This is a genomic window from Nocardia sp. CC213A (assembly GCF_030766805.1).
GTDB classification, from domain to species: Bacteria; Actinomycetota; Actinomycetes; order Mycobacteriales; family Mycobacteriaceae; genus Nocardia; species Nocardia otitidiscaviarum.
This window is the reverse complement of record NZ_JASFXA010000008.1, coordinates 328925-349675: the sequence shown is the minus strand read 5'-3', so window position 1 is coordinate 349675 and position 20751 is coordinate 328925. Positions and strand designations below refer to the sequence as shown.

General features: G+C 69.1%; 19 protein-coding genes. 11 read left to right on the top strand and 8 right to left on the bottom strand.

What is annotated here, in order from left to right:
* Positions 1–21: 21 nt before the first annotated feature.
* On the bottom strand, positions 22–1092 hold the full coding sequence (locus QJS31_RS17780) for a GTP-binding protein (RefSeq protein ID WP_306357195.1): 1071 nt from the start codon (positions 1090–1092) through the stop codon (positions 22–24).
* A 123-nt stretch (positions 1093–1215) separates the two neighbouring features.
* Between QJS31_RS17780 and QJS31_RS17775 the strand changes: the two genes are divergently transcribed.
* Positions 1216–3360 carry a PucR family transcriptional regulator gene (locus QJS31_RS17775; protein ID WP_306357194.1) on the top strand — a complete coding sequence of 715 codons (2145 nt, stop codon included), beginning with the start codon at positions 1216–1218 and terminating at the stop codon, positions 3358–3360.
* On the opposite strand, the gene pucL is transcribed toward QJS31_RS17775, so the two are convergent.
* Complete coding sequence (gene pucL, locus QJS31_RS17770) at positions 3342–4262, bottom strand: factor-independent urate hydroxylase (protein WP_282784231.1); 921 nt, start codon at positions 4260–4262, stop codon at positions 3342–3344. The two genes, QJS31_RS17775 and pucL, sit on opposite strands and share 19 nt — an antisense overlap.
* 182 nt (positions 4263–4444) lie before the next feature.
* Between pucL and QJS31_RS17765 the strand changes: the two genes are divergently transcribed.
* Positions 4445–5809 carry a uracil-xanthine permease family protein gene (locus QJS31_RS17765; protein ID WP_282784229.1) on the top strand — a complete coding sequence of 455 codons (1365 nt, stop codon included), beginning with the start codon at positions 4445–4447 and terminating at the stop codon, positions 5807–5809.
* Between the two features lie 118 nt (positions 5810–5927).
* Here the strand turns inward: QJS31_RS17765 and QJS31_RS17760 are convergent, their stop codons facing one another.
* From QJS31_RS17760 to glp, 3 genes are all read right to left on the bottom strand, one after another.
* Positions 5928–6347 (bottom strand): molybdenum cofactor biosynthesis protein MoaE, encoded by a 420-nt coding sequence (locus QJS31_RS17760; protein ID WP_282784227.1) that lies wholly within the window; start codon positions 6345–6347, stop codon positions 5928–5930.
* Entirely contained in the window at positions 6340–7503 is a 1164-nt protein-coding gene (gene moaCB / locus QJS31_RS17755; protein WP_306357193.1) for a bifunctional molybdenum cofactor biosynthesis protein MoaC/MoaB, read from the bottom strand. Before moaCB ends, QJS31_RS17760 begins: the two co-directional genes overlap by 8 nt.
* Before the next feature lie 338 nt (positions 7504–7841).
* The gene (gene glp / locus QJS31_RS17750) at positions 7842–9047 is read right to left on the bottom strand and encodes a gephyrin-like molybdotransferase Glp (RefSeq protein ID WP_306357192.1); all 1206 of its coding nucleotides are present in this window, start codon (positions 9045–9047) and stop codon (positions 7842–7844) included.
* An 87-nt stretch (positions 9048–9134) separates the two neighbouring features.
* Here glp and moaA point away from each other — a divergent pair, with 87 nt between their 5' ends.
* Both moaA and QJS31_RS17740 read left to right on the top strand, forming a co-directional pair.
* On the top strand, positions 9135–10196 hold the full coding sequence (gene moaA, locus QJS31_RS17745) for a GTP 3',8-cyclase MoaA (RefSeq protein ID WP_282785244.1): 1062 nt from the start codon (positions 9135–9137) through the stop codon (positions 10194–10196).
* On the top strand, positions 10189–10431 hold the full coding sequence (locus QJS31_RS17740) for a MoaD/ThiS family protein (protein WP_306357191.1): 243 nt from the start codon (positions 10189–10191) through the stop codon (positions 10429–10431). The genes moaA and QJS31_RS17740 overlap by 8 nt, the downstream gene beginning before the upstream one ends.
* Before the next feature lie 18 nt (positions 10432–10449).
* On the opposite strand, the gene nadE is transcribed toward QJS31_RS17740, so the two are convergent.
* The gene (nadE, locus tag QJS31_RS17735; protein ID WP_306357190.1) at positions 10450–11289 is read right to left on the bottom strand and encodes an ammonia-dependent NAD(+) synthetase; all 840 of its coding nucleotides are present in this window, start codon (positions 11287–11289) and stop codon (positions 10450–10452) included.
* Positions 11290–11299: 10 nt separating this feature from the next.
* Positions 11300–12013 (bottom strand): TetR/AcrR family transcriptional regulator, encoded by a 714-nt coding sequence (locus tag QJS31_RS17730; RefSeq protein ID WP_282785246.1) that lies wholly within the window; start codon positions 12011–12013, stop codon positions 11300–11302.
* Positions 12014–12114: 101 nt separating this feature from the next.
* Here QJS31_RS17730 and QJS31_RS17725 point away from each other — a divergent pair, with 101 nt between their 5' ends.
* The 5 genes from QJS31_RS17725 to QJS31_RS17705 all read left to right on the top strand — a co-directional run bounded on the left by QJS31_RS17725 (position 12115) and on the right by QJS31_RS17705 (position 16904).
* On the top strand, positions 12115–12684 hold the full coding sequence (locus tag QJS31_RS17725; protein ID WP_306357189.1) for an NAD(P)H-dependent oxidoreductase: 570 nt from the start codon (positions 12115–12117) through the stop codon (positions 12682–12684).
* 509 nt (positions 12685–13193) lie between these two features.
* Positions 13194–13427, top strand: a complete 234-nt coding sequence (locus tag QJS31_RS17720; RefSeq protein WP_029927314.1) for a redoxin NrdH — start codon at positions 13194–13196, stop codon at positions 13425–13427.
* Between the two features lie 75 nt (positions 13428–13502).
* A complete protein-coding gene (gene nrdI / locus QJS31_RS17715) occupies positions 13503–13964 on the top strand; it encodes a class Ib ribonucleoside-diphosphate reductase assembly flavoprotein NrdI (RefSeq protein WP_282785248.1) in 462 nt (153 codons plus the stop codon).
* 62 nt (positions 13965–14026) lie between these two features.
* Positions 14027–16108: a class 1b ribonucleoside-diphosphate reductase subunit alpha gene (gene nrdE, locus QJS31_RS17710; RefSeq protein WP_228814853.1), complete on the top strand. Its 2082-nt coding sequence runs from the start codon at positions 14027–14029 to the stop codon at positions 16106–16108.
* A 97-nt stretch (positions 16109–16205) separates the two neighbouring features.
* Positions 16206–16904: a DJ-1/PfpI family protein gene (locus QJS31_RS17705; protein ID WP_306357188.1), complete on the top strand. Its 699-nt coding sequence runs from the start codon at positions 16206–16208 to the stop codon at positions 16902–16904.
* A 21-nt stretch (positions 16905–16925) separates the two neighbouring features.
* Here QJS31_RS17705 and QJS31_RS17700 read toward each other — a convergent pair whose 3' ends face one another.
* The gene (locus tag QJS31_RS17700; protein WP_282785762.1) at positions 16926–17441 is read right to left on the bottom strand and encodes a nuclear transport factor 2 family protein; all 516 of its coding nucleotides are present in this window, start codon (positions 17439–17441) and stop codon (positions 16926–16928) included.
* 213 nt (positions 17442–17654) lie between these two features.
* On the opposite strand from QJS31_RS17700, the gene QJS31_RS17695 reads away from it, so the two are divergent.
* Entirely contained in the window at positions 17655–18098 is a 444-nt protein-coding gene (locus QJS31_RS17695; protein WP_195147209.1) for a MarR family winged helix-turn-helix transcriptional regulator, read from the top strand.
* Between the two features lie 585 nt (positions 18099–18683).
* Positions 18684–20492: a magnesium transporter gene (mgtE, locus tag QJS31_RS17690; protein ID WP_306357187.1), complete on the top strand. Its 1809-nt coding sequence runs from the start codon at positions 18684–18686 to the stop codon at positions 20490–20492.
* The last annotated feature ends 259 nt before the right edge of the window (positions 20493–20751 follow it).

Here is a 20751-nt window from a genome sequence, read left to right as displayed (position 1 = left end):
CGAATTCGAGGTGACGCCGGATCAGCTCACGGAGTGAGCGGACGGTTCGACGTAGCGCCAGACGGGTAGGAGTTCCTGTTCGTCGAGCGGGGTGGCGTCGGTGTGCACGGTGGTGCGCAGGCGGTCCAGGGCGGCGGCGGTGTCCAGGCCCGCGCCGATCAGGACCAGGTTGGTCGCTCTGGGCTCGTGGCGGGGCCAGGGGGTGGGCTCCACGACGATATGGCGGCCGACCATGTGCAGGATGAACTTGCGCTGGTCCTCGGGGACGGCGAAGGCGATGGTGCCCTTCGCGCGGAACAGGCCCGAGGGCGGGTTCTCGAAGAAGTCGACGAGGGCGCGCGGATGCAGGTCGGTGGTGCTGGTGAAGGAGATGGTGTCGTAGCCGTCGTGCAGGTGGCGGTGATCGTGGTCGTCGCAGTCGTGCTGGTCGTCGTGCGCGGCAGCGAACAGTTCGTCGAAGCTGAGCTGCTCACCGACGCGGGGGCGGCGCGCCTCGCGGTCCGGGGTGTCGACCAGTAGGCCCGGATCGATGCGGCCGTGCGCGGTGGAATAGACCGGGGCCGGGTCGGCCAGGGCGCGAATCTCGGCGAGCAGTCCGTCGAGCGCCACCGCCGGGACCCGGTCGGCCTTGTTCACCACCACCAGATCCGCCATGCGCAGGTGGGTGGCGAGTTCCGGGTGCTGGGCGCGGGACTGCGGAAAATGCTCGGCGTCCACCAGCTCCACCAGTCCGCCGTAGCCGATGCGCGGGTTCTCGCTGTTGACGATCATGCGGATCAGATTGCGCGGCTCGGCCAGCCCGCTGGCCTCCACGACGATCACATCGATCCGCGCGCGCGGCTGCGCCAAGCGGTCGAAGAGCCCGTCCAGCTCGCTCACATCCACCGCGCAGCACACACAGCCGTTGCCCAGCGACACCATGGCATCCACCTGGCCCGCCACCAGCATGGCGTCGATGTTCACCGCGCCGAAATCGTTGACCACCACCCCGATTCGCAACCCGCGATTGTTGCGCAGCAGGTGGTTGAGCAGTGTCGTCTTACCGGCCCCCAGAAATCCGGCCACCACGAGAACAGGAATACGCCCAGCCACCCGACCACCCTACCGGGGGCGCGGATCGGGCCGCCGTGAAGTGGTCGCAGCACGGGCGAAACGTGGCGGCAACACCGGACTCCTACGGTGTGCGGCAGTAGGAGCGAAGGACGGAGGTGTGCCGTGCGCTTACGGGATCTGCTCGGCGCGCCGCAATTGCGGATGGACCTGCTGCACGGTGACGCGGCGGCGCTGGAGCGCGCGGTGGATCGGGTGTGCGTGACCGACATGCCGGACCCGCGGCCGTTCGTGACGGCCGGAGCCCTGGTGTGCACCGGCCTGGTGTGGCGGAGTTCCCCGGCGGACGCGGACCGCTATATCGGCCTGCTGGCCCGTGCCGGAGCGGTCGGCGTCGTCGCCGGACAGGCCCTGCACGGCTACGTCCCCGACGATGTGGTCGCGGCGTGCGTCCGCCACGACCTGCCGCTGCTGTCGGCCCCGCAGAGCGCGCCGTTCAGCCGGATCATCGAGTACATGGCCGAGCAGGCCGCCGAAACCCGCTGGCAGCGTGAGCGGTTCGGGCTGCGTCGGCTGATGTCCGAGGCCGCCGGGGGTGCCGACATCGGCGATCTGCTGGCGGAAGTGGCGGCGGAGCACGGATTCTCGGCCTGGCTGCTCACCGCCACCGGCGCGGTCGTGGCGGGTACCGCGCCGCTGCGCGACGACGAGATGGATCGCATCCTGCCCACCGCCCTGACCGCGCCCCGACTGCCTGCCATCGCCCCCGGCGGGATCACGGTGCACCCGGTGGGCGATCGCGGCGGTGACCGGATCGCGGCCTGGTACCTCATGGTCCGCGCCGCCGCCGACGCCGACCCGCACGGCATCCAGACCGTGGGCGCCGACCTGGCCGCCGTCGCGGAACTCTATCGGGCGCGCCGGGCCGAGCACCTGCGCGCCACCTGGGACGTCGCCGACCGTACCGTCGACCTCACCGCCGCACCGGCGACCGGACCGTGGGTCACCCTGGTATGCGACCTGTGCGTCACCTCCCGGGCCGACACCACCCCCGGTATCGGCGAACGGCGGTCACCTGCCGCCGCGCGGGTCAACCGAAGTGCGATCGGTGCCGTGACCGCGACCGCGGCGAGGTCTGGAGCGCCGGCGCACGGGAATGCCGCCGACGCCGCGTCCGCGACCGTCGCTCCCGATCATGTCGCGATCGCGGTCGAGGGGGCGGTTGTACGAGGGGCGGCCGCATCAGCGACCACACCCTCGGATTCGGAGGGTGCGGTGCCCGTCGCGAGGGCGGCGGTCGCGGCGTCTTCGGCGGGAACCGTGCTCACGGCCGCGCGCGGGATGATCGGGGCTGGGGGCAATCGGGCGGGGCAGGTCGTCGAAGCCGATCGATGGCCGCTCACCGCCGATTCGGCTGTCATGACGGATGCTGCCGCGCGGTGTGCGACCGACCCGACCACCGTGGCTGCCGCGGGATCTTCGGCTGGAATTGTGCACGCGGCCGCGCGCGGGATGATGGGGGCTGGGGGCAATCGGGCGGGGCAGGTTCTCGAAGCCGAGCGCCGGCCGCTCACCGCCGATTCGGACCGGCTGGCCGGGGCGGCACCGGTTCCGGCGGCTGCCGTGGCGGATGCTGCCGCGCGGTGCGCCACCGCCTCGACCATCGGGGCCGCTGCTCGCACTCCGCCGGGGCAGCCCACCGTGCCGCCACCGACTCGCGACACACTGCGCGCCGCGCTGCATGATGTGCTGCCCGGAATCGTGACCGGTATCGACCGGGGCGGTCGCGTCATCGGGTACGTGCCGGGGAGCGAGGCGGAGGTGGCGGTGCTGCTGCGCCGGGGGTTCGGGCGGCTGCGCCCGGTGCTGGGTGGCGCGGGGATCGGGATCGGGGTCAGTGCGCCGCAGGGTGCGGAGGCGCTGTCCGGGGCATTCGCGGCGGCCGCCGCCGTCGCATCGGCGGAGGCGGGGGAGGCCAGCGTGCGCATTGCCGATATCGACAGCGCGGCAGGGCTTTTCACCGCGATACCCGATCAGTTGCAGCGCCGGTTCGCCGAACGGGTGCTGGGGCCGGTGGTCGAGTACGACCGGAAGACCGGTGCGGGACTGGTGCGCACCCTGGAGGTGTTTCTCGGATGCGAGGGTTCCTGGCGGCAGGCGGCGGAGCGCATGCATCTGCATCTGAATACGGTGCGCTACCGCATCGGCCGGGTCGAGGAGCTGACCGGGCGGGACCTCGGGCGGCTCGACGACCGGCTCGACCTGTACCTGGCGGTGCGGACGCTCGGCGGTCACACCGCCCCGGTGTAGACGTCCCAGGCGATTCCGGCATCCGGCGCTCCTTCCCGCAGCACGCTGGCCTGGATCAGCCCGTACGGCCGATCGTCGGCGTGGAACACCTCACCGGCGTTCTCCACCCCGAATCGCTCCAGGTCGTAGGCGAAGTGGTGTTTGTTCGGCGCGGACATGCGAATCTCCGCCAGGCACGGATACGCCTCCAGCGCCGCCTTCCCCATCTCGAACAGCGTCTGCTGCAACGCCTTCGAATGCAGGGTGGCGAACGTCTCGATCATGACCGCGCGGATGCCGTCGTAGGCGGCGTCCCAGTCCTCGGGCGCGGTGGCGAAACGCCAGCGTGCCACCAGGCTGGTCGCCAGAATCCGGTCCGCGGCGGGCTCGAGCACCGTGTACGGATCGGTCAGAAAGCCCGCGAACTCCGATCCGGTGGATTTGAGGATGACCAGATCCTTCACCCCGCCGATCACCCACTCCCGCCGCTCGGAGCCGCTGCCGCGCACCGTGATCGCGGCGATCCGCACCTCCGGCCCCACTCGTGTCCAGGTGTGGTCGTGCCCGCTGCCGCCGACCGGAACCCGCTGCCACGCGTACTCCTCGATCTCGATACGCGCCGAATCCACCGGTTCGATGTCGTCCACGAAATGCCGGGCCAGCGCCAGACCGTAGTCCTCGATACTGCCGTCGCCGTGCTCCTTGGCGTAGGCGTAGACGGTCTGCTTCTGCGTGTCGGTGGGCAGCACCGCACCCTGATCGCCGACCGTGTGCGCCGGATCGAACGCACCGCGCAGACACGACGAGACGTTCAGGTCGCGGATCTCGTGCCGGGCGGTGTCCCGGTAGATGCGCACCACCCGGTTCTCCGCCTTGCCGTACTGATGCGGGCCGAGCACGATCTTTCCGGACGATGCGGTCACGGGCGGCTCCCTCGGTCGATGGACATCCTGATCCCACTCTGGCGCATGTCGCGTCCCGCGAGCACTGGTTGCCGAGACAAAATGCGGCGTGTCCGCCGCGGCCGATTAGGCATATCGGACAAACCCGCGAACGCCGCCGAGTGTCTAGCGTGATCTCACCTGCCGTATCGCAAGGAGTACCGATGACCTCGCCCCATCCCGTCGACATCCGGCTGCCGTGGACACGGCTGCTGGCCTTCGGCATCCAGCACGTCCTGATCATGTACACCGGATGTGTCACCGTCCCACTGGTATTCGGCGCGGCGGCCGGACTCGACCAGGCCACCATCGGACTGCTCATCAGCGCCGACCTGCTGGTCGCGGGCTTCATCACCATGGTGCAGAGCCTCGGGGCCGGACGGTTCGTGGGCGCGCGGCTGCCCATCATCTGCGGCGCCACCTTCGTGGCCATGTCGCCGATGATCCTCATCGCCAAGGAATACGGCCTACCCGCCGTGTACGGGTCCATGCTCATCGGCGGTCTGATCGGGCTGGCGCTGGCCTGGCCGTTCGCCATGATCGTGCGGTTCTTCCCGCCGCTGGTGACCGGCACCGTGCTCACCGTGGTCGGCATCTCGCTCATCGGCGTGGCGGGCGGACTGATCGTCGGCACCGATCCGGGCGACGCGGCCTTCGGCGATCCCGCCCGCATCGGGCTGGCCGCCGTGGTGCTGGTGATCGCGCTGGTCTTCACCTGCCTGGGGCGCGGCGTCTGGTCGCAGCTCGGCATTCTCATCGCGCTGGCCGTGGGCGTGCTCATGGCCGTACCCATGGGGCTGATCACGCTGGATGGGGTCGGGGCGGCGGACTGGCTCGGCATCCCGCGGCCGTTCCACTTCGGCGCACCGGAGTTCCCGCTCGCCGCGGTGGTTGCCATGACCATTGTGATCGCGGTGGTGTTCGCCGAGTCCACGGCGAGCATGCTCGCCATCGGCGAGATCACCGGGAAGAAGGTCGGGCGTGCGGAACTGGGGCGCGGGCTGGCCGGTGACGGGCTGTCGGCGGTGCTGGCCGGTGTGTTCAGTTCCTTCATCGACACCGTCTTCAACCAGAATGTCGGCGCGGTGGCGGCCACCCGGGTGTACAGCCGCTACGTGACGGCGGTCAGCGGTGCGCTGCTCATGATCCTCGGCATCGTGCCCCGCGTCGGCGCGGTGGTGGCGGCGGTGCCGAAACCGGTGGTCGGCGGCGTGGGCCTGGTGCTGTTCGCGACCATCGCCGTGATCGGCGTCAACACGCTGCGCAAGGCCGACCTGACCGACCGCGTCAACCTGACCATCGCCGCGACCGCCATCGGCGTCGGCCTGATCCCGGTGCTCACCGACGGCATGTTCGACCGCTTCCCATCCTCGGCGCAGATCCTCCTGGACAGCGGCATCTCCCTGGCGGCGGCAACCGTCTTCACCCTGAACCTGCTCTTCAACCACACCCGCCTGGGCGGATTCGCGCGCGGCGCGGCGGAGTCCACGCCACCGGCGGCGGAACCGCAGGACCCGGTGACGGCCTGAGCCGCGGGTCGGGCGCGAGCCCGAACACCGGCCGGACCCGCCGCCGCGATGGTCGAGAGCGCGGCTCGCCTCCGCGATCCCGCGGTGCGGGGTAAACGGTCGCGAGCGGTCGGTCAGCTCAGCCGCAGGCGTTGACCCACTCCGACATGCCGTCGGCGAAGCGCTGCCGCTTCCAGATGGGGACCTCGTGTTTGATGCGGTCCACCAGGTCGGCGCAGACGGTGAAGGCTTCGGCGCGGTGCGGGGCCGCCACCGCGACCGTGATGGCGAGGTCGCCGATGGTGAGGGGGCCGATGCGGTGCACGGCCGCCACCGGCAGGCCGCGTGCCTCGGCCACCTCGGCGCAGACCTGGCGCAGGAAGCGTTCGGCCTCGGGGTGGGCGGAGTACTCCAGCGCCGAGACCGATTGGCCGCCATCGTGATCGCGGACCTTGCCGGTGAACACCACGACCGCGCCGTGCTCCGGACCGGACACCGCCCGCTCCACCTCGTCGGGGTTCAGCGGCTGATCGCTGATCCGGGCCAGCAGGTCACTCATGGCTGCCTCCTCCGGCCACCTGGGCCAGCAGATGTTCGAGCAGTGGTTCCAGCACGGCGATGCCGTCCTTCACCCCACCCGGCGAACCGGGCAGGTTGACGATCACCGTGCGTCCGGCCAGCCCCGCGACGCCACGGCTGAGCGAGGCCAGCGGGAATTTCGCGGTGCCGCGCTGCCGGATCGCCTCCGCCACTCCCGGCAGTTCGCGATCCAGCACCTTCAGCGTCGCCTCCGGGGTGGCGTCGGTGGGCGAGGCCCCCGTCCCGCCGGTGCTGATCACCAGCGCGGGTTCTTCCGACAGCGCGTCCGACAGGCCGTAGGCGATATCGGTGTCGGCGTACACCAGCGGCCCTCGCACCGAGAAACCAAGCCCGGCAAGCCATTCCACCAGCCGTGGCCCGGTGGTGTCGGTCCGTGTGCCCGCCGCCGCCCCGGTGGAGGCGACGAGAACCGCAGCCCGGCGGCCCGCGCCGAACGCATCCGCCCCGATGTCTCGCGTGGCGGCCCGTCGCGGGGTGCTCGTGTGCCGATCGCTCACCACGGGCGTTGGCGTCGATGTCTCCGCGGCCAGTTGTCCGGTGCCGGTCGGCGGGGCGGTCTCCGCGTCGGCTACGGCGGAAGTGCCGTCCGTCCCGCTGTTCGCGGTCCGGGCGGCCACGTGCGGGACCGCGGCATCCGCGGTGGCGTCCGGCCGTTCCCAATGCCCGTGCTTCCCACCGTCTTTGGTGAGCAGGCGGATATCGTTCAGGGTGGCGGCCGGGTCCACGGCCTTGACCATGTCGTGCAGGGTGAGCCCGGCCACCGCCACGGCGGTGAGGGCCTCCATCTCGACCCCGGTGGGGCCCTTGGTTTTCGCGGACGCCTCGATGGTGATGCTGGCATCGGTGAAGTCGAAGCGCACATCCACCGAGGACAGGGCCAGCTGGTGGCACAGCGGAATGAGTTCCGACGTCTTCTTTGCCCCGTTGATTCCGGCGATGCGGGCGGTGGACAGCACATCGGCCTTGGGCATGTCGTCGGCCCGCACCAGCCGCACCACCTCGGGCGTGGTCCGCAGCTCACCGGCCGCCACCGCCACCCGCGTGGTGTCGGCCTTGGCGCTCACATCCACCATGCGAGCGCGTCCCTCTCGATCCACATGGGACAACTCACTCATGCCCACCAGCGTTCCACAGTCGCCCCGGTGGGGCGGCACGGGGAGGCACCGTTCGTGCCTTCCTCCGAAATGCCTCGACCCGCGGTTCGCCGATCCTGGTGGATCGGCCGAGCCGGTGGCGGGATCACGGCCCCTTCGCGCGTCCGCACGTGCGCCGCGCGGGCCGCCGTGACCGCGCGCGGCGCGGACGGCCAGCACATTCGCGGCGACTGTGTCCCACAAGATCCGCATCGGCGGTCGGCCCTGGCGAGGCCGGTACCGACGACACGCGTCGAGGTCGGCCAACGGCCCTGAGGTGTCGAGCGTGGCCGAGCTGTGGTTTCTCGGGGGCGGCAGGGTCAGAGGTGCCGCACTCGCACCGGCGTCCCCGCGGGCAGTTCGGTGACCTCGGCCGGAATGTCGATGAGCACATCGGCGGCGGCCATGGAGGCGATCAGGTGTGAGCCCGGACCGGCGACCAGGGCCACGCCGCCGTCGGTGCGGCGGCCGCGCAGGAACTGGCGGCGACCGGCGGGGGAGCGGACCGATTCCAGCAAGGCCAGCTCCGTGGTGTCGACCGGTGGCAGTCCGGCCAACTCCCGCAGGATCGGGCGGGCGAAGACCTCGAACGAGACGGCGGTCGACACCGGATTGCCGGGAAAGCTCACCACCGTCACCCCGTCCACCACCGTCACGCCCTGCGGTCCGCCGGGTTGCACCGCGACGGAACCGAATTCGCCGCCCAGCTCGGCGAGCACATCCTTCACCACCTCGAAGTCCCCCTTGGACACGCCGCCGGAGGTGAACACCACGTCGGCGGCGGCCGCGGCGGCGGTCACCAGCGCGTGGAACTCGGTCGGATCGTCGGAGCTGTGCCCGACCGACACCACCTCGACATCGTTGTCCGCCAACGCCGTTGCCAGTGTGAGCCCGTTGGAGTCGTAGATCTGACCCGGCCGCAGCGCGCTGCCCGCGGGCATGAGTTCGTCACCGGTGGTGAGCACCGCGGCCCGCACCCGCCGTGCGACCGGGACCTCGGCCAGTCCGACCGCCGCCAGCGCCGCCACGTGCCGGGGCGCGAGCCGGGTGCCCGCCGCGACCAGCAGTGCCCCGGCCCGCACGTCGGTGCCCGGTTCGCGCACGAAATCGCCTGCGGCGCGCCCCTTCTCGATGGTCACGGTGGAGCCGTCGGCGCGGGTGTCCTCGACCGGCACCACACAGTCCGCGCCCGGCGGCAGCGGTGCGCCGGTCATGATCTTCACGGCCGTCCCGGTGGGCAGTTCCGCGTCACCGGCCATCCCGGCCGCCACCACACCGGCGAGCGGCAGCGTCACCGGTACCGTCGCCACCGATTCGGCCCGCACCGCGTACCCGTCCATGGACGAGTTCCGAAAGACCGGCAGATCCAGGGGGGAGTGCAGATCCTCGGCCAGCCGCCGTCCGAGCGCGCGCGCCATCGGAATCCGCTCGGTCTCCCGGTCTGCCAGCGGACGCAGCAGACTTTCGATGCGTTGCCGGTGGTCGTCGACGGACCGGGCCTGCATCCGAACTGGCCGAGAAGTCATGCGGGTCAGCCTATACGCGCGCCGCGGCGGGGCCGCTCGGCACGACAGGCCGAGCGGGGGACTGGACATACCCGTAATAATGGTCGGGTGACCGTGGTCGTGATGGGAATTCCCGCCGTACGAGCCGGGCGACCCTCTCTCGACGGTCGCCCCGATACCCCGTTCCTGGTGGACCGCTACGGTCGCACCGCCCGTGACCTGCGGGTATCCATTACCGAGAAGTGCTCGCTGCGGTGTACCTACTGCATGCCGGAGGAGGGCCTGCCGCCCATTCCGGCCGATGAACTGCTCACCACCGACGAGATCGTGCGCCTGGTCACGCTGGCCGTGCACGAACTCGGCGTGCACGAGGTGCGCTTCACCGGCGGTGAACCGCTCATGCGCCGCGACCTGGAGCAGATCATCGCCGGGTGTCGCGCCGCGCTGCCGGATACGCCGCTGGCCATGACCAGCAATGGCGTCGGTCTCGAACACCGCGCCCGCAAGCTGGCCGAAGCCGGGCTGAACCGCGTCAATGTCTCCCTCGACACCGTCGACCGCGACGGTTTCGCCCGGCTCACCCGCCGCGACCGCCTCGAGTCGGTGCTCTCCGGCATCCGCGCCGCCCAGCGCGAGGGGCTGGCCCCGGTCAAGGTGAACGCCGTGCTCATGCGCGAAACCCTGTCCGGCGCGGCGGATCTGCTGCAATGGTGTATCGACGAGGGCTGCGAGCTGCGCTTCATCGAGGAGATGCCGCTCGACGCCGACCACGAGTGGGCGCGGGCCAATATGATCACCGCCGCCGAACTCCTCGACGTGCTGGGCGAGCGCTTCACTCTCACCGAGATCGGCCGCCCCGACGACCCGTCCGCCCCCGCCGAGAACTGGTTGGTCGACGGCGGCCCCGGCACCGTCGGCATCATCGCCTCGGTGACCCGCACATTCTGCGGCGACTGCGACCGCACCCGCCTCACCGCCGACGGCCGCATCCGGTCCTGCCTGTTCAGCGATCAGGAATACGATGTGCGCGCGCCCCTGCGCTCCGGCGCCTCCGACGCGGAGATCGCCACCCTGTGGCGCGGCGCCATGTGGAACAAGTGGGCGGGGCACGGCATCGACGCCGCCGACTTCCAGCCCCCCGAGCGAACGATGGGAGCCATCGGTGGTTGAGGTCCGCTATTTCGCCGCCATCGCCGACGCGGTGGGCAAGGGCAAGGAGACCCTGGACCTCCCCGCCGGAGCCACGGTCGCCGACCTGCGCCACACCCTCGCCACCACCTACGGCCCCGACCTGGACCCCATGCTCCGCGTCTGCGCCTACCTCGTCGGCGACGAACTCACCAGGGACGCGGCGACTCCCCTCACCGCACGGGTGGACGTCCTCCCGCCCTTCGCGGGCGGCTGATCACCCGGGTGGTCGCGGCTACTTCCACCAGGTGTCGAGCGGGGTCACCGGGACGGTGCGCTTGTGGCGGGTGTTGCGGTAGATCGTTTCGAGGCGTTGTGTCACCTCCGGGGCGACGTCCTTGCCCTCGAGGTAGTCGTCGATCTGGGCGTAGGTCAGGCCCAGGGCCTCCTCGTCGGGGAGGGCGGGGCGGTCGTCCTCGAGGTCGGCGGTCGGGACCTTCTGCCAGACGCTGGGCGGGGCGCCGAGTTCCTGGAGCAGGGCCGCGCCCTGGCGTTTGGTGAGGCCGGTGAGCGGGGTGATGTCCACGCCGCCGTCGCCGTATTTGGTGAAGAAGCCGGTGACGGCCTCGGCCGCGTGGTCGGTGCCGACCACCAGGAGATTCAGCTGACCGGCGATGGCGTACTGGATGACCATGCGCTCGCGGGCCTTGATATTGCCGCGCACGAAATCCCGCAGCCGGGCCTCGGTGCCGAGCAGCCCCGCCACGCCGAGCGCGACCTCCTCGCCCGCGGCATCGGCGCTCGGCTTGACATTCACCGCCACCGAGCGGTCCGGCCGGATGAACCGCAGCGCGATCTGCGCGTCCTCCTCGTCGGCCTGCACCCCGTAGGGCAGCCGCACCGCCACGAAGGTGGCCTCGGTGCCCTCGGCCCGCAGTTCCTCGGCGGCGAGCTGGCACAGCCGCCCGGTCAGCGTGGAGTCCTGGCCGCCGCTGACGCCGAGCACGAATCCCGCGGCGGGGGTGGCGCGCAGATAGTCCTTGAGGAAGTCGATGCGCTGCCGCACTTCGAGTTTCGGTTCGATGGTCGGTGCCACGCCCAGTTCGGCGATGATCTCGTCACGCAGGTTCCCCATTGCGCACACTCTACTGCGCGGTCGGGGCGGTGACGCGGCGGACGAGCGTCTCCCAGTAGTCGCCGATCTGCGCCAGCGTGTACCCGAGCACGCGGGTCTGGTGCAGCACCAGGCCCGCGTCCAGCGCGGCCAGCAGCGTATCCGCCAGCAGCCAGCCGCCGCTGGCCACGTCGGCCTGCCGAAGCAGCAGAGCCACATGGGATCTGGTCACGTTGTAGGGGGCGCTGGCATAGCGGTCGGCATCGAAGGCCGCCTCCCGGCGTACGTCGCCCTCCACCTCGATTCCGGCCAGCCGTGCCCGACCGAAGGCGATGAGCCGCTCCACCGGCGGTGCGCCCGGTCCCAGCGGCGGCGGGCCGAACATGTAGGCCGCCTGCAATTTCTTCTCCGACTGGTCCAGCAGCGCGTGCATGAGTCCGGATCGATTGCCGAAGCGCCGGAACACCGTGCCCTTGCCGACCCCGGCCCGCTTGGCCACCGCGTCCATGGTGACGGCCTCCGCGCCCTGTTCGCGCACCAGCGCCTCGGCGGCGTCGAGCAGCAGTTGGCGGTTGCGGGCGGCGTCGCTGCGTTCGGCGTGCTCGGTGGTCGGCAGCGGGATGCCGCCCGGCAGCGACGGTGGTGTCCGGGGCTCGATCGTCAGCGAGTCGGACGGCAGCGAGTCCGATGACAGCGAGTCGGATGACAGCGACGCGGGCTGCTCCGCCGGGGGCGTGTCACGCATCACGGTGCCCTCCTCGGTACCCGGGAATGAATCCGGACCGTGGTCCGGTTAGTGTCAGGTGAACGTACCACCCACCGACTACAGCTTCAGGAGTGCCCACCATGTCTCAGACCCGTCTGCTCGCTCTCGTCGGAAGCCTGCGTGCTGCCTCCATCAACCGCCGCCTCGCCGAGGCCGCCGCCAAGACGGCGCCCGAGGGCGTGGAGATCACCCTCTACGAGGGTCTCGCGGATATCCCTTTCTACAACGAAGATCTGGATGTCGAGGGCGAAGTGCCCGCCGCCGCGCAGGCGCTGCGTGACGCGATCGCAGCCGCCGACGGCCTGCTGCTGGTCACGCCCGAATACAACGGCACCCTCCCGGCCGTGCTGAAGAACGCCATCGACTGGGCCTCGCGCCCCTACGGCGCCGGTGCCATCAAGGGCAAGCCCACCGCGGTGGTGTCCGCGTCCATCAGCTCGAACGCGGCCAAGTGGGCGCACGGGGACACCGTCAAGGCGCTGGGCGTGGCGGGTGCGACCGTGGTGGAGAATGCCCACCTGCACTTCGGCACCATCGGCAACCGGTTCGTCGACGTTCACCCGGCCGATGACGCCGAGGCGCTGACCCAGCTGGCCGCGACCGTCGTCTCCCTGGCGGAGTCGGCCAACGGCAACCTGGTCAACGCCTGACCGGCGAACTCCGAATCCCCACGAGGCCACGGCTTTCGACGCCGTGGCCTTGTCGTGTGCGGCGGGGCGTGCGCCCCGGCGACACGCCGGGGCGCGTCTCGATTCGGTGTCGGCCGCATGACGGGGCGGTGCTGCGACATCCGCGTACCCGTGGTGTGCGTGTGACCCGCGTGATGGGTGTTATGCCTGATGACGCAGGGTTTGCTGAGAATGTGCTACTTGCCGAAATTGTGATCTCTGCCTCAGTCGTGTCGAGTTGCGAATTGAGTGGCCAGGTACTTACGACACCGGAATTTCACCTTTGTGAGTCGCAACATGTCGTGTTGTATGAATCTGTCGGCCACTAGGTGTAGTGTCTACAGCGCTGGAAAGCCACCCGAGATGAACAGTGGGTCGGATCGGGTGACCAGGGGCTTCGGTTCCGCTTCCAGGGGTTTGCGCAGCTAGTACGTGGATCTTGTTTCAGCCGTGCACTGCATACGGATCGAAGGCGAGGAGAAGGGGACACAATGACCATCACCGTGTACACGAAGCCTGCTTGTGTTCAGTGCAATGCCACCTACAAGGCGCTCGACAAGATCGGCGTCGACTACGACGTCGTCGACATCTCCGAGAACCCCGAAGCCCGCGACTACGTCATGGCCCTGGGCTACCTGCAGGCCCCCGTCGTCGTCGCCGGTGACGACCACTGGTCCGGCTTCCGCCCGGACCGCATCAAGGCGCTCGCCACCGTCGCGGCCTGAGCGGCCCCCAGCGGCGTGCGGGGAAGCTCGCCGCTGGTCGCAGGTTCGCCCGATCGAACTGGGAAGGTGGCCGACATGTCCACCCAGACAGCCAATCTGGTCTACTTCTCGAGTGCGTCGGAGAACACGCACCGCTTCGTGGAGAAGCTGGGTCTCCCGGCGCTCCGCATACCACTGCATACCGCCGACTCGCTTCGCGTCGATGAACCCTACGTGCTGATCGTCCCCACCTACGGGGGTGGTCGGCACGTATTGGGTGGGAACCGATCCGAGAAGGAATTCGTGCCCCGGCAGGTGGCCAAATTCCTCAACGATGCCCACAACCGCGCCCTGCTGCGCGGCGTGATCGCGGCCGGCAATACGAACTTCGGCGATACGTACTGCTTTGCGGGAGAGGTGATCTCGCGCAAAGCGGGAGTGCCGTACCTGTATCGCTTCGAACTCATGGGAACTGCCGAGGACGTCGAGCGCGTCCGAGAGGGATTGGGATTGTTTTGGCAACGACAACAGCACCGGTCGGAAAGACTGCCCGCGTAGAGCGTCCGGTCAGCGGGGACTCCAGCACCACCGAGGGCCTGGACTACCACGCCCTCAATGCCATGCTGAACCTGTACGGTCCGAACGGCGAGATCCAGTTCGACAAGGATCGCGAGGCCGCGCACCAGTACTTCCTGCAGCACGTCAACCAGAACACCGTCTTCTTCCACAACCTCGACGAGAAGCTCGACTACCTCATCGAGGAGAACTACTACGAGACAGAGGTGCTGGAGAAGTACAGCCGCGCCTTCATCAAGCAGCTGTTCCAGCAGGCGTACGCCAAGAAGTTCCGGTTCCCCACCTTCCTCGGCGCGTTCAAGTACTACACCTCGTACACGCTCAAGACCTTCGACGGCAAGCGCTACCTGGAGCGCTTCGAGGATCGCGTGTGCATGGTCGCGCTGACCCTCGCCGACGGTGACGAGATCCTGGCCTCGGAGCTGGTCGAGGAGATCATGGCGGGCCGCTTCCAGCCCGCCACGCCGACCTTCCTCAACTCGGGCAAGAAGCAGCGCGGCGAACCGGTGTCCTGCTTCCTGCTGCGCATCGAGGACAATATGGAGTCCATCGGGCGCTCCATCAACTCCGCCCTGCAGCTGTCCAAGCGCGGTGGCGGAGTCGCGTTGCTGCTCAGCAATATTCGTGAGGCCGGTGCCCCGATCAAGAAGATCGAGAACCAGTCCTCGGGCGTCATTCCGATCATGAAGCTGCTGGAGGACTCGTTCTCCTACGCCAACCAGCTCGGTGCGCGGCAGGGCGCGGGCGCGGTGTACCTGCACGCCCACCACCCCGACATCTACCGCTTCCTCGACACCAAGCGGGAGAACGCGGACGAGAAGATCCGCATCAAGACGCTGTCGCTGGGCGTGGTGATCCCGGACATCACCTTCGAGCTGGCGAAGAAGAACGAGGACATGTACCTGTTCTCGCCGTACGACGTGGAGCGCATCTACGGCGTGCCGTTCGCCGACATCAATGTCACCGAGAAGTACTACGAGATGGTCGACGACAAGCGCATCCGCAAGTCGAAGATCAAGGCGCGCGAGTTCTTCCAGACCATCGCCGAGCTGCAGTTCGAGTCCGGCTACCCGTACATCATGTACGAGGACACGGTGAACCGGTCGAACCCGATCAAGGGCAAGATCACCCACTCCAACCTGTGCTCGGAGATCCTCCAGGTCTCCACGCCCTCGGAGTTCAACGACGATCTCTCGTATTCCAAGGTGGGCAAGGACATCTCCTGCAACCTGGGCTCGCTGAACATCGCCAAGACCATGGACTCACCGGACTTCGGCAAGACCGTGGAGACCGCCATCCGCGCGCTCACCGCGGTCTCGGATCAGACGCACATCTACTCGGTGCCGTCGATCGAGCAGGGCAACAACGAATCCCACGCCATCGGCCTCGGTCAGATGAACCTGCACGGCTACCTGGCGCGTGAGCGCGTCTTCTACGGTTCCGAAGAGGGCGTGGACTTCACGAACATCTACTTCTACACCATCGCCTACCACGCGGTGCGGGCGTCGAATCTCATTGCCAAGGAACGGGGTACGTACTTCGGCGGCTTCCCGGAGTCCAAGTACGCCTCGGGCGAGTACTTCGACAAGTACACCGAGCAGGCGTGGGAGCCCAAGACCGAGCGGGTGCGCCAGATCTTCGCCGACGCGGGCGTGCACATCCCCACCCAGGACGACTGGCGCGAGTTGAAGGCGTCGGTCATGCAGTACGGCATCTACAACCAGAACCTGCAGGCCGTGCCGCCGACCGGTTCCATCTCCTACATCAACCACTCCACCAGCTCGATCCACCCGATCGCCTCCAAGATCGAGATCCGCAAGGAAGGCAAGATCGGCCGCGTCTACTACCCGGCCCCCTACCTCACCAACGACAACCTCGACTACTTCGAGGACGCCTACGACATCGGCTACGAGAAGGTCATCGACACCTACGCCGCCGCCACCCAGCACGTGGACCAGGGCCTGTCGCTGACGCTGTTCTTCAAGGACAGCGCCACCACCCGCGACGTCAACAAGGCCCAGATCTACGCCTGGCGCAAGGGCATCAAAACCCTCTACTACATCCGCATCCGCCAGATGGCCCTGGAGGGCACCGAGGTCGAGGGCTGCGTGAGCTGCATGCTCTGAGCCGGGCAACGGTCGAGGGCGCTTCCGGTAGGCGAACCGGGAGCGCCCTCGGCGTTTCTAACCGGGGAACGGCGTCGGTGCTGACACCATCTCTGCCGTGACCGATGGAACGCGGCGAATTGGGATTCTGCTGTTCAACGGTGTCGAGGAGCTGGATTTCGCGGGGCCCTGGGAGGTCCTCGCCTTCTGGACCACGATGTGTCCGGAGGACGGCTGGGAGGTGTTCACCTTCTCGCGGCACGGGGAGAGCGTGGAATGCGCCAAGGGGCTGAAGGTGATTCCGGACTACGCCCTGGACGACGCGCCGCCCATGGACGCCGTGGTGTTCCCCGGGGGCAAGGGCACCCGGTGGATGCTGCGCGACGACGCCGTACTGGCCTGCGTGCGGCGGTTCCGGGAGAAGATTCCGCTCATCACCAGCGTGTGCACCGGATCGCTGGTGCTGGCCGCCGCCGGACTGCTGCACGGGCGACCGGCGACCACGCACTGGCTGTCGCTCGACGTGCTGGCGCAGCTGGACCCGACCATCGACGTGCGGCGCGATGAACGGTTCGTCGACGACGGCGACATCATCACCGCCGCCGGTGTGTCCGCGGGGATCGACATGGCCCTCTACCTGGTGCAGCGGCTCGTGGGCAAGGACCGCGCCCAGTGGGTGCGCCGCGGCATCCAGTACGACCCCCAACCGCCGACCGGCACCGACTGGCCGGACGGCGCGGAATGGGAGATCGGGTCGGTCGATCCGACCGCCGAATCCCGCGCCGACACCGGCCAACTCGCCCGTCTGGTCCGCTGAGCATCCGGGCCGACAGCGACGTCAGGCGGCGGTCTCGTGTTCGATGCGCCAGACCTGGCGGACCGTGAGGGCGTCGAAACGCCAGCCGTCCTCGGTGCGGACCGCGCCGAAACGGTAGACGCCGCCGATGCGGCGGACCGGTTCCGGATCGTCGGCCCGGCCGAAATAGCCGACCAGATTGGCACGCACCTCGGCGCGGTCGCCGTTCACATCCACCAGAACACCGCTGACGATGTGCTGAAGATTCGGGAAATCGGTGTGATTGCGCGTGGCCTGCGCTATCACCTTGTCGCGGCCGACGGCGGTGCCGCCCGGAGTGGTGGCCGTGGCCTCGGGTGTGAACAGCTGGGGGAGGGCCTGGAAGTCGTGCTCGTCCAGGGCCACGCCGAGGCGGGTGACCAGCCGGCTGATCTCGGCCTCGTCGTCACGGACCGAATCCATCAGGGCCGTGTTGCCGCCCGCCGTGCACGCGGTAGCGGCCGCCGCGAGCAGCGCGAACGTTCCGGTCAGCGCGGCGCGCCGAATCGCCCCGGACAACCTGCGCGCCGGTCGAGGGCCGGCGTGGGGCACTGCGACGGTCGCGTGGCGATGAACGGTGTCATGGGTCGATGTCGCATCGGAGTGGAAGGGGCGGTTCGTGTGCATGGCGAATCCTCGTGTCGGGCAATCCTGTCAGGGATTAATGTTGGTGATGCCAACGAATATATGTTGGCTCGACCAACAATGCAAGCCCTGGTCTAGGCTGAAATCGTGGATCCCCGCACCGCGCCGCGCCGACTGCGCTCGCTGCCGACCTGGCTGCTCGCACAGAGCGCAGCTCAGGGGCACCGGATCGTCGGCGAACGACTGAGCTCCGCCGATATCGCACACCGCTACCACTTCTCGCTGCTGGCGGCGCTCGACGAATCCGGGCCGACCAGTCAGGCCGATCTGGGTCGTCGCATCGGGCTCGACCGCAGTGACGTCACCGCCGCCATCACCGATCTGGAGCGCGGCGGCTACATCGAACGCGCCCCCGACCCCCGCGACCGCCGCCGAAACCTGGTGCACCTCACCGACTCCGGCCGCCGCCACCTCGACACACTCGACACCCTCATCCGCACCGCCCAAGCCGAACTCCTGACCCCCCTCACCGGCGAAGAGCAACGCCACCTCATCCGCCTGCTCCGCGCCATCGTCGACCACCACACCTGACCGCGACGGGGAACTGGTGGCGGCGGGTCCTCGCGCGATGCTGCCACGAATTCCCCTGATCGATCGTCCGGCGGCTAGGTTGCGCCCGCCCCACCGCCGACAGCGTGGAGTCCGCATCCCTTGTCCCGGAACCGAATTCCTCGTCCCCCGCCGCCTGCGCCACCCGCGCCGTCGCATTCCCGACGCTCTCGCCGTGCCGCACCATGGTGAGTGATTCCAACCGCACCCCTCCACCCCAGCGCATCACTGTGCCCGCCGCGCGCACCGAGGGTGGCCGCTGTGGTGGCGTGTCGCTGCCCACATGTGGCCTGTGGGTTAGGCCGGTTTGGCCGTTGGTTGTATCCTGCACGAGGATGATTTTTGCGCTCGCAATATGGCGAGTGATCTCTGACGGTGCACGGCGATGATGGAGGAGGTGGGTTGCATGCGCAGCGAACCCCCCAGTCGAAGGCCGCGCGGCGCCGTCCCCTCGTTCCGCGGATAGGGCAGTAGGACTGCCGCGGCCGGGTCGGTGCCTCGCGGTGTGAAACCAGGTGTTTGCCCTCGTTCACCCCCTTTACTCGCCTGCCCGGCCGAGGTTCCGTCATGACGCAGACAGATCTGCACGTCGCTCCGTCGACGTTGCCCGCATTCACCCCGCTGACCGACCGCGAGGCGGTGACGCCCCCGTGCGCGTCGGCGCTGCCCTACCGCGACGCGGTGTCGACCCACCGCGATCCGGCGCGGCTCGGCCATGAGGCCGCGCTGCCCGATCGCGACGGCGCGCTGCCTGACCGCGACGGCGCGCTGCCCGACCGCGACGGTGCGCTGCCCGACCGCGACGGTGCGCTGCCTGAGCGCGACGGCGCGCTGCCCAACCGTGCGGCCGCGATGTCCGCTCGTAGCGGTGACCTGCCCGAGCGAGGTGGCGCGGAGTCCGGCCACGCACATGCGCGGGACGAGGCGGCGGGCGCGCCGCCCGAGTGTCAGGGCACTCTCCGCGATCGCGCAGCGGGGTCCGAATGCGTTGCTGCGCACGATGTTCCGGCGCAGCCGCCGGTCTCCGCACGCGATGACGACCGCGCGCCCTATGTCCCGCTGCGCGATATCGTCGACCCGCATCACGTCGGTCCCACCCTGGAATGGCTGGACGATCACGCCCCGCACGTGATCGCCGACGAACTCGCCCGCATGGACGCCGTGACCGCCGGGGTGGTGTTCCGGCTGCTCGACAAGGACCGTGCCCTCGATGTCTTCGAGGAGCTGGAACCCGTTGACCAGCAGCAGATTCTGAGCGGGCTGCGGGACGAGCGCTTCCGGGAGCTGGTCGAGGAGATGGATCCCGACGACCGCGCCCGCATGCTGCGCGAGGCTCCGGCCAAGGTCGCCAAGAAGGTGCTGGCCGGACTCAGCCCGCGCGAACGGCGCATGACCGCGCAGCTGCTCGGCTACCCGGAGGGTTCCGTCGGGTACTACATGACGCCGGAAGTCGTTGCGCTGCCGCGCAATCTGCCGGTCGTGCAGGCATTGCAGTGGGTGCGCACCAAGGGCGGCAACGCCGAGACCGTCTACACCCTCCCGGTGGTGGACGGCGGCCGCCGCATCATCGGCGTGGTGGAACTGCGCGATCTGGTGCTCTCCTCCCCGGACGCCATGATCGCCGATCTGGTGGCGGCCGAACCGGTGTTCGTGCGCGCCACCGATTCGGCGGAGAAGGCCGCCCGGCTCATGCAGGGGGCCAACCTGATCAACCTGCCGGTGGTGGACAGCGAGGACCGCCTCGTCGGCCTGCTCACCATCGACGACGCCATCGAGGTCATCGAGGCCGCCGACTCCGAGGATGTGGCCCGTCAGGCCGGTGCCGCGCCGTGGGAGGGGCACTACATGGCGGCGGGTGTCTTCCAGCTGGCGCGCTACCGCGCCATGTGGTTGACGCTGCTGCTGGTGGCGGCCACCCTGACGGTCTCGGTCACCGACCTGTTCGAGGGCACCCTCGAACAGGCCGCGCATCTGGCCCTGTTCATTCCGCTGATCATCGGCGCGGGCGGCAATGCCGGCGCGCAGGCCGCCACCTCCTGTGTGCGCGCCGTGGCGGTGGGCGAGGTGCGCGGCTCGGATCTGTTCCGGGTGGTGTGGCGCGAATGCCGGGTGGGCCTGCTGCTGGGCACCATGCTGGCGTTGATCGGTGTGGTGATCGGCGGATTGTTCGTCGGCATGGAAATCGCCGCGGTGGTGGGGATTACGCTGGTGCTCATCTGCGCGTGGGCGGCCACCATCGGCGGCACCATGCCGCTGCTGGCCAAGAAGCTGCGCATCGATCCGGCGGTGATCTCGGCCCCCATGGTCACCACCCTGGTCGACGCCACCGGGCTGATCATCTACTTCACGACCGCCAAGCTGGTGCTGGGTATCTGAGTGTCGTGGGCATCTGAGCGTCGGCACTCGATCGGCAAACCTTCGGGCGGTCCCCGCCGATAGCCGCCCGAAGGTGCTGTGACAGAGTGCACGGCGGCGCGTCCGCGCCGCGCGGGGTGTCTCCGCCCACCTTTTCGCTGGCCGCTCGGCCATCGCCCCAGGACACCGAACGACACAACACCTTGTGTTGTAAAACTTTGTCCGCCACTAGTAGTAGTGTCCAGGGCAAGAGAATCCGGTGAGCTGGGAAGGGTGAGTG

Coding starts and splice junctions, on each gene's coding strand:
- QJS31_RS17765 (WP_282784229.1), top strand. CDS start 4,445: ATGACCTCGCCCCATCCCGTCGACATCCGGCTGCCGTGGACACGGCTG.
- QJS31_RS17760 (WP_282784227.1), bottom strand. CDS start 6,347: ATGAGTGACCTGCTGGCCCGGATCAGCGATCAGCCGCTGAACCCCGAC.
- moaCB (WP_306357193.1), bottom strand. CDS start 7,503: ATGAGTGAGTTGTCCCATGTGGATCGAGAGGGACGCGCTCGCATGGTG.
- glp (WP_306357192.1), bottom strand. CDS start 9,047: ATGACTTCTCGGCCAGTTCGGATGCAGGCCCGGTCCGTCGACGACCAC.
- nadE (WP_306357190.1), bottom strand. CDS start 11,289: ATGGGGAACCTGCGTGACGAGATCATCGCCGAACTGGGCGTGGCACCG.
- QJS31_RS17730 (WP_282785246.1), bottom strand. CDS start 12,013: ATGCGTGACACGCCCCCGGCGGAGCAGCCCGCGTCGCTGTCATCCGAC.
- QJS31_RS17725 (WP_306357189.1), top strand. CDS start 12,115: ATGTCTCAGACCCGTCTGCTCGCTCTCGTCGGAAGCCTGCGTGCTGCC.
- QJS31_RS17720 (WP_029927314.1), top strand. CDS start 13,194: ATGACCATCACCGTGTACACGAAGCCTGCTTGTGTTCAGTGCAATGCC.
- nrdI (WP_282785248.1), top strand. CDS start 13,503: ATGTCCACCCAGACAGCCAATCTGGTCTACTTCTCGAGTGCGTCGGAG.
- nrdE (WP_228814853.1), top strand. CDS start 14,027: ATGCTGAACCTGTACGGTCCGAACGGCGAGATCCAGTTCGACAAGGAT.
- mgtE (WP_306357187.1), top strand. CDS start 18,684: ATGACGCAGACAGATCTGCACGTCGCTCCGTCGACGTTGCCCGCATTC.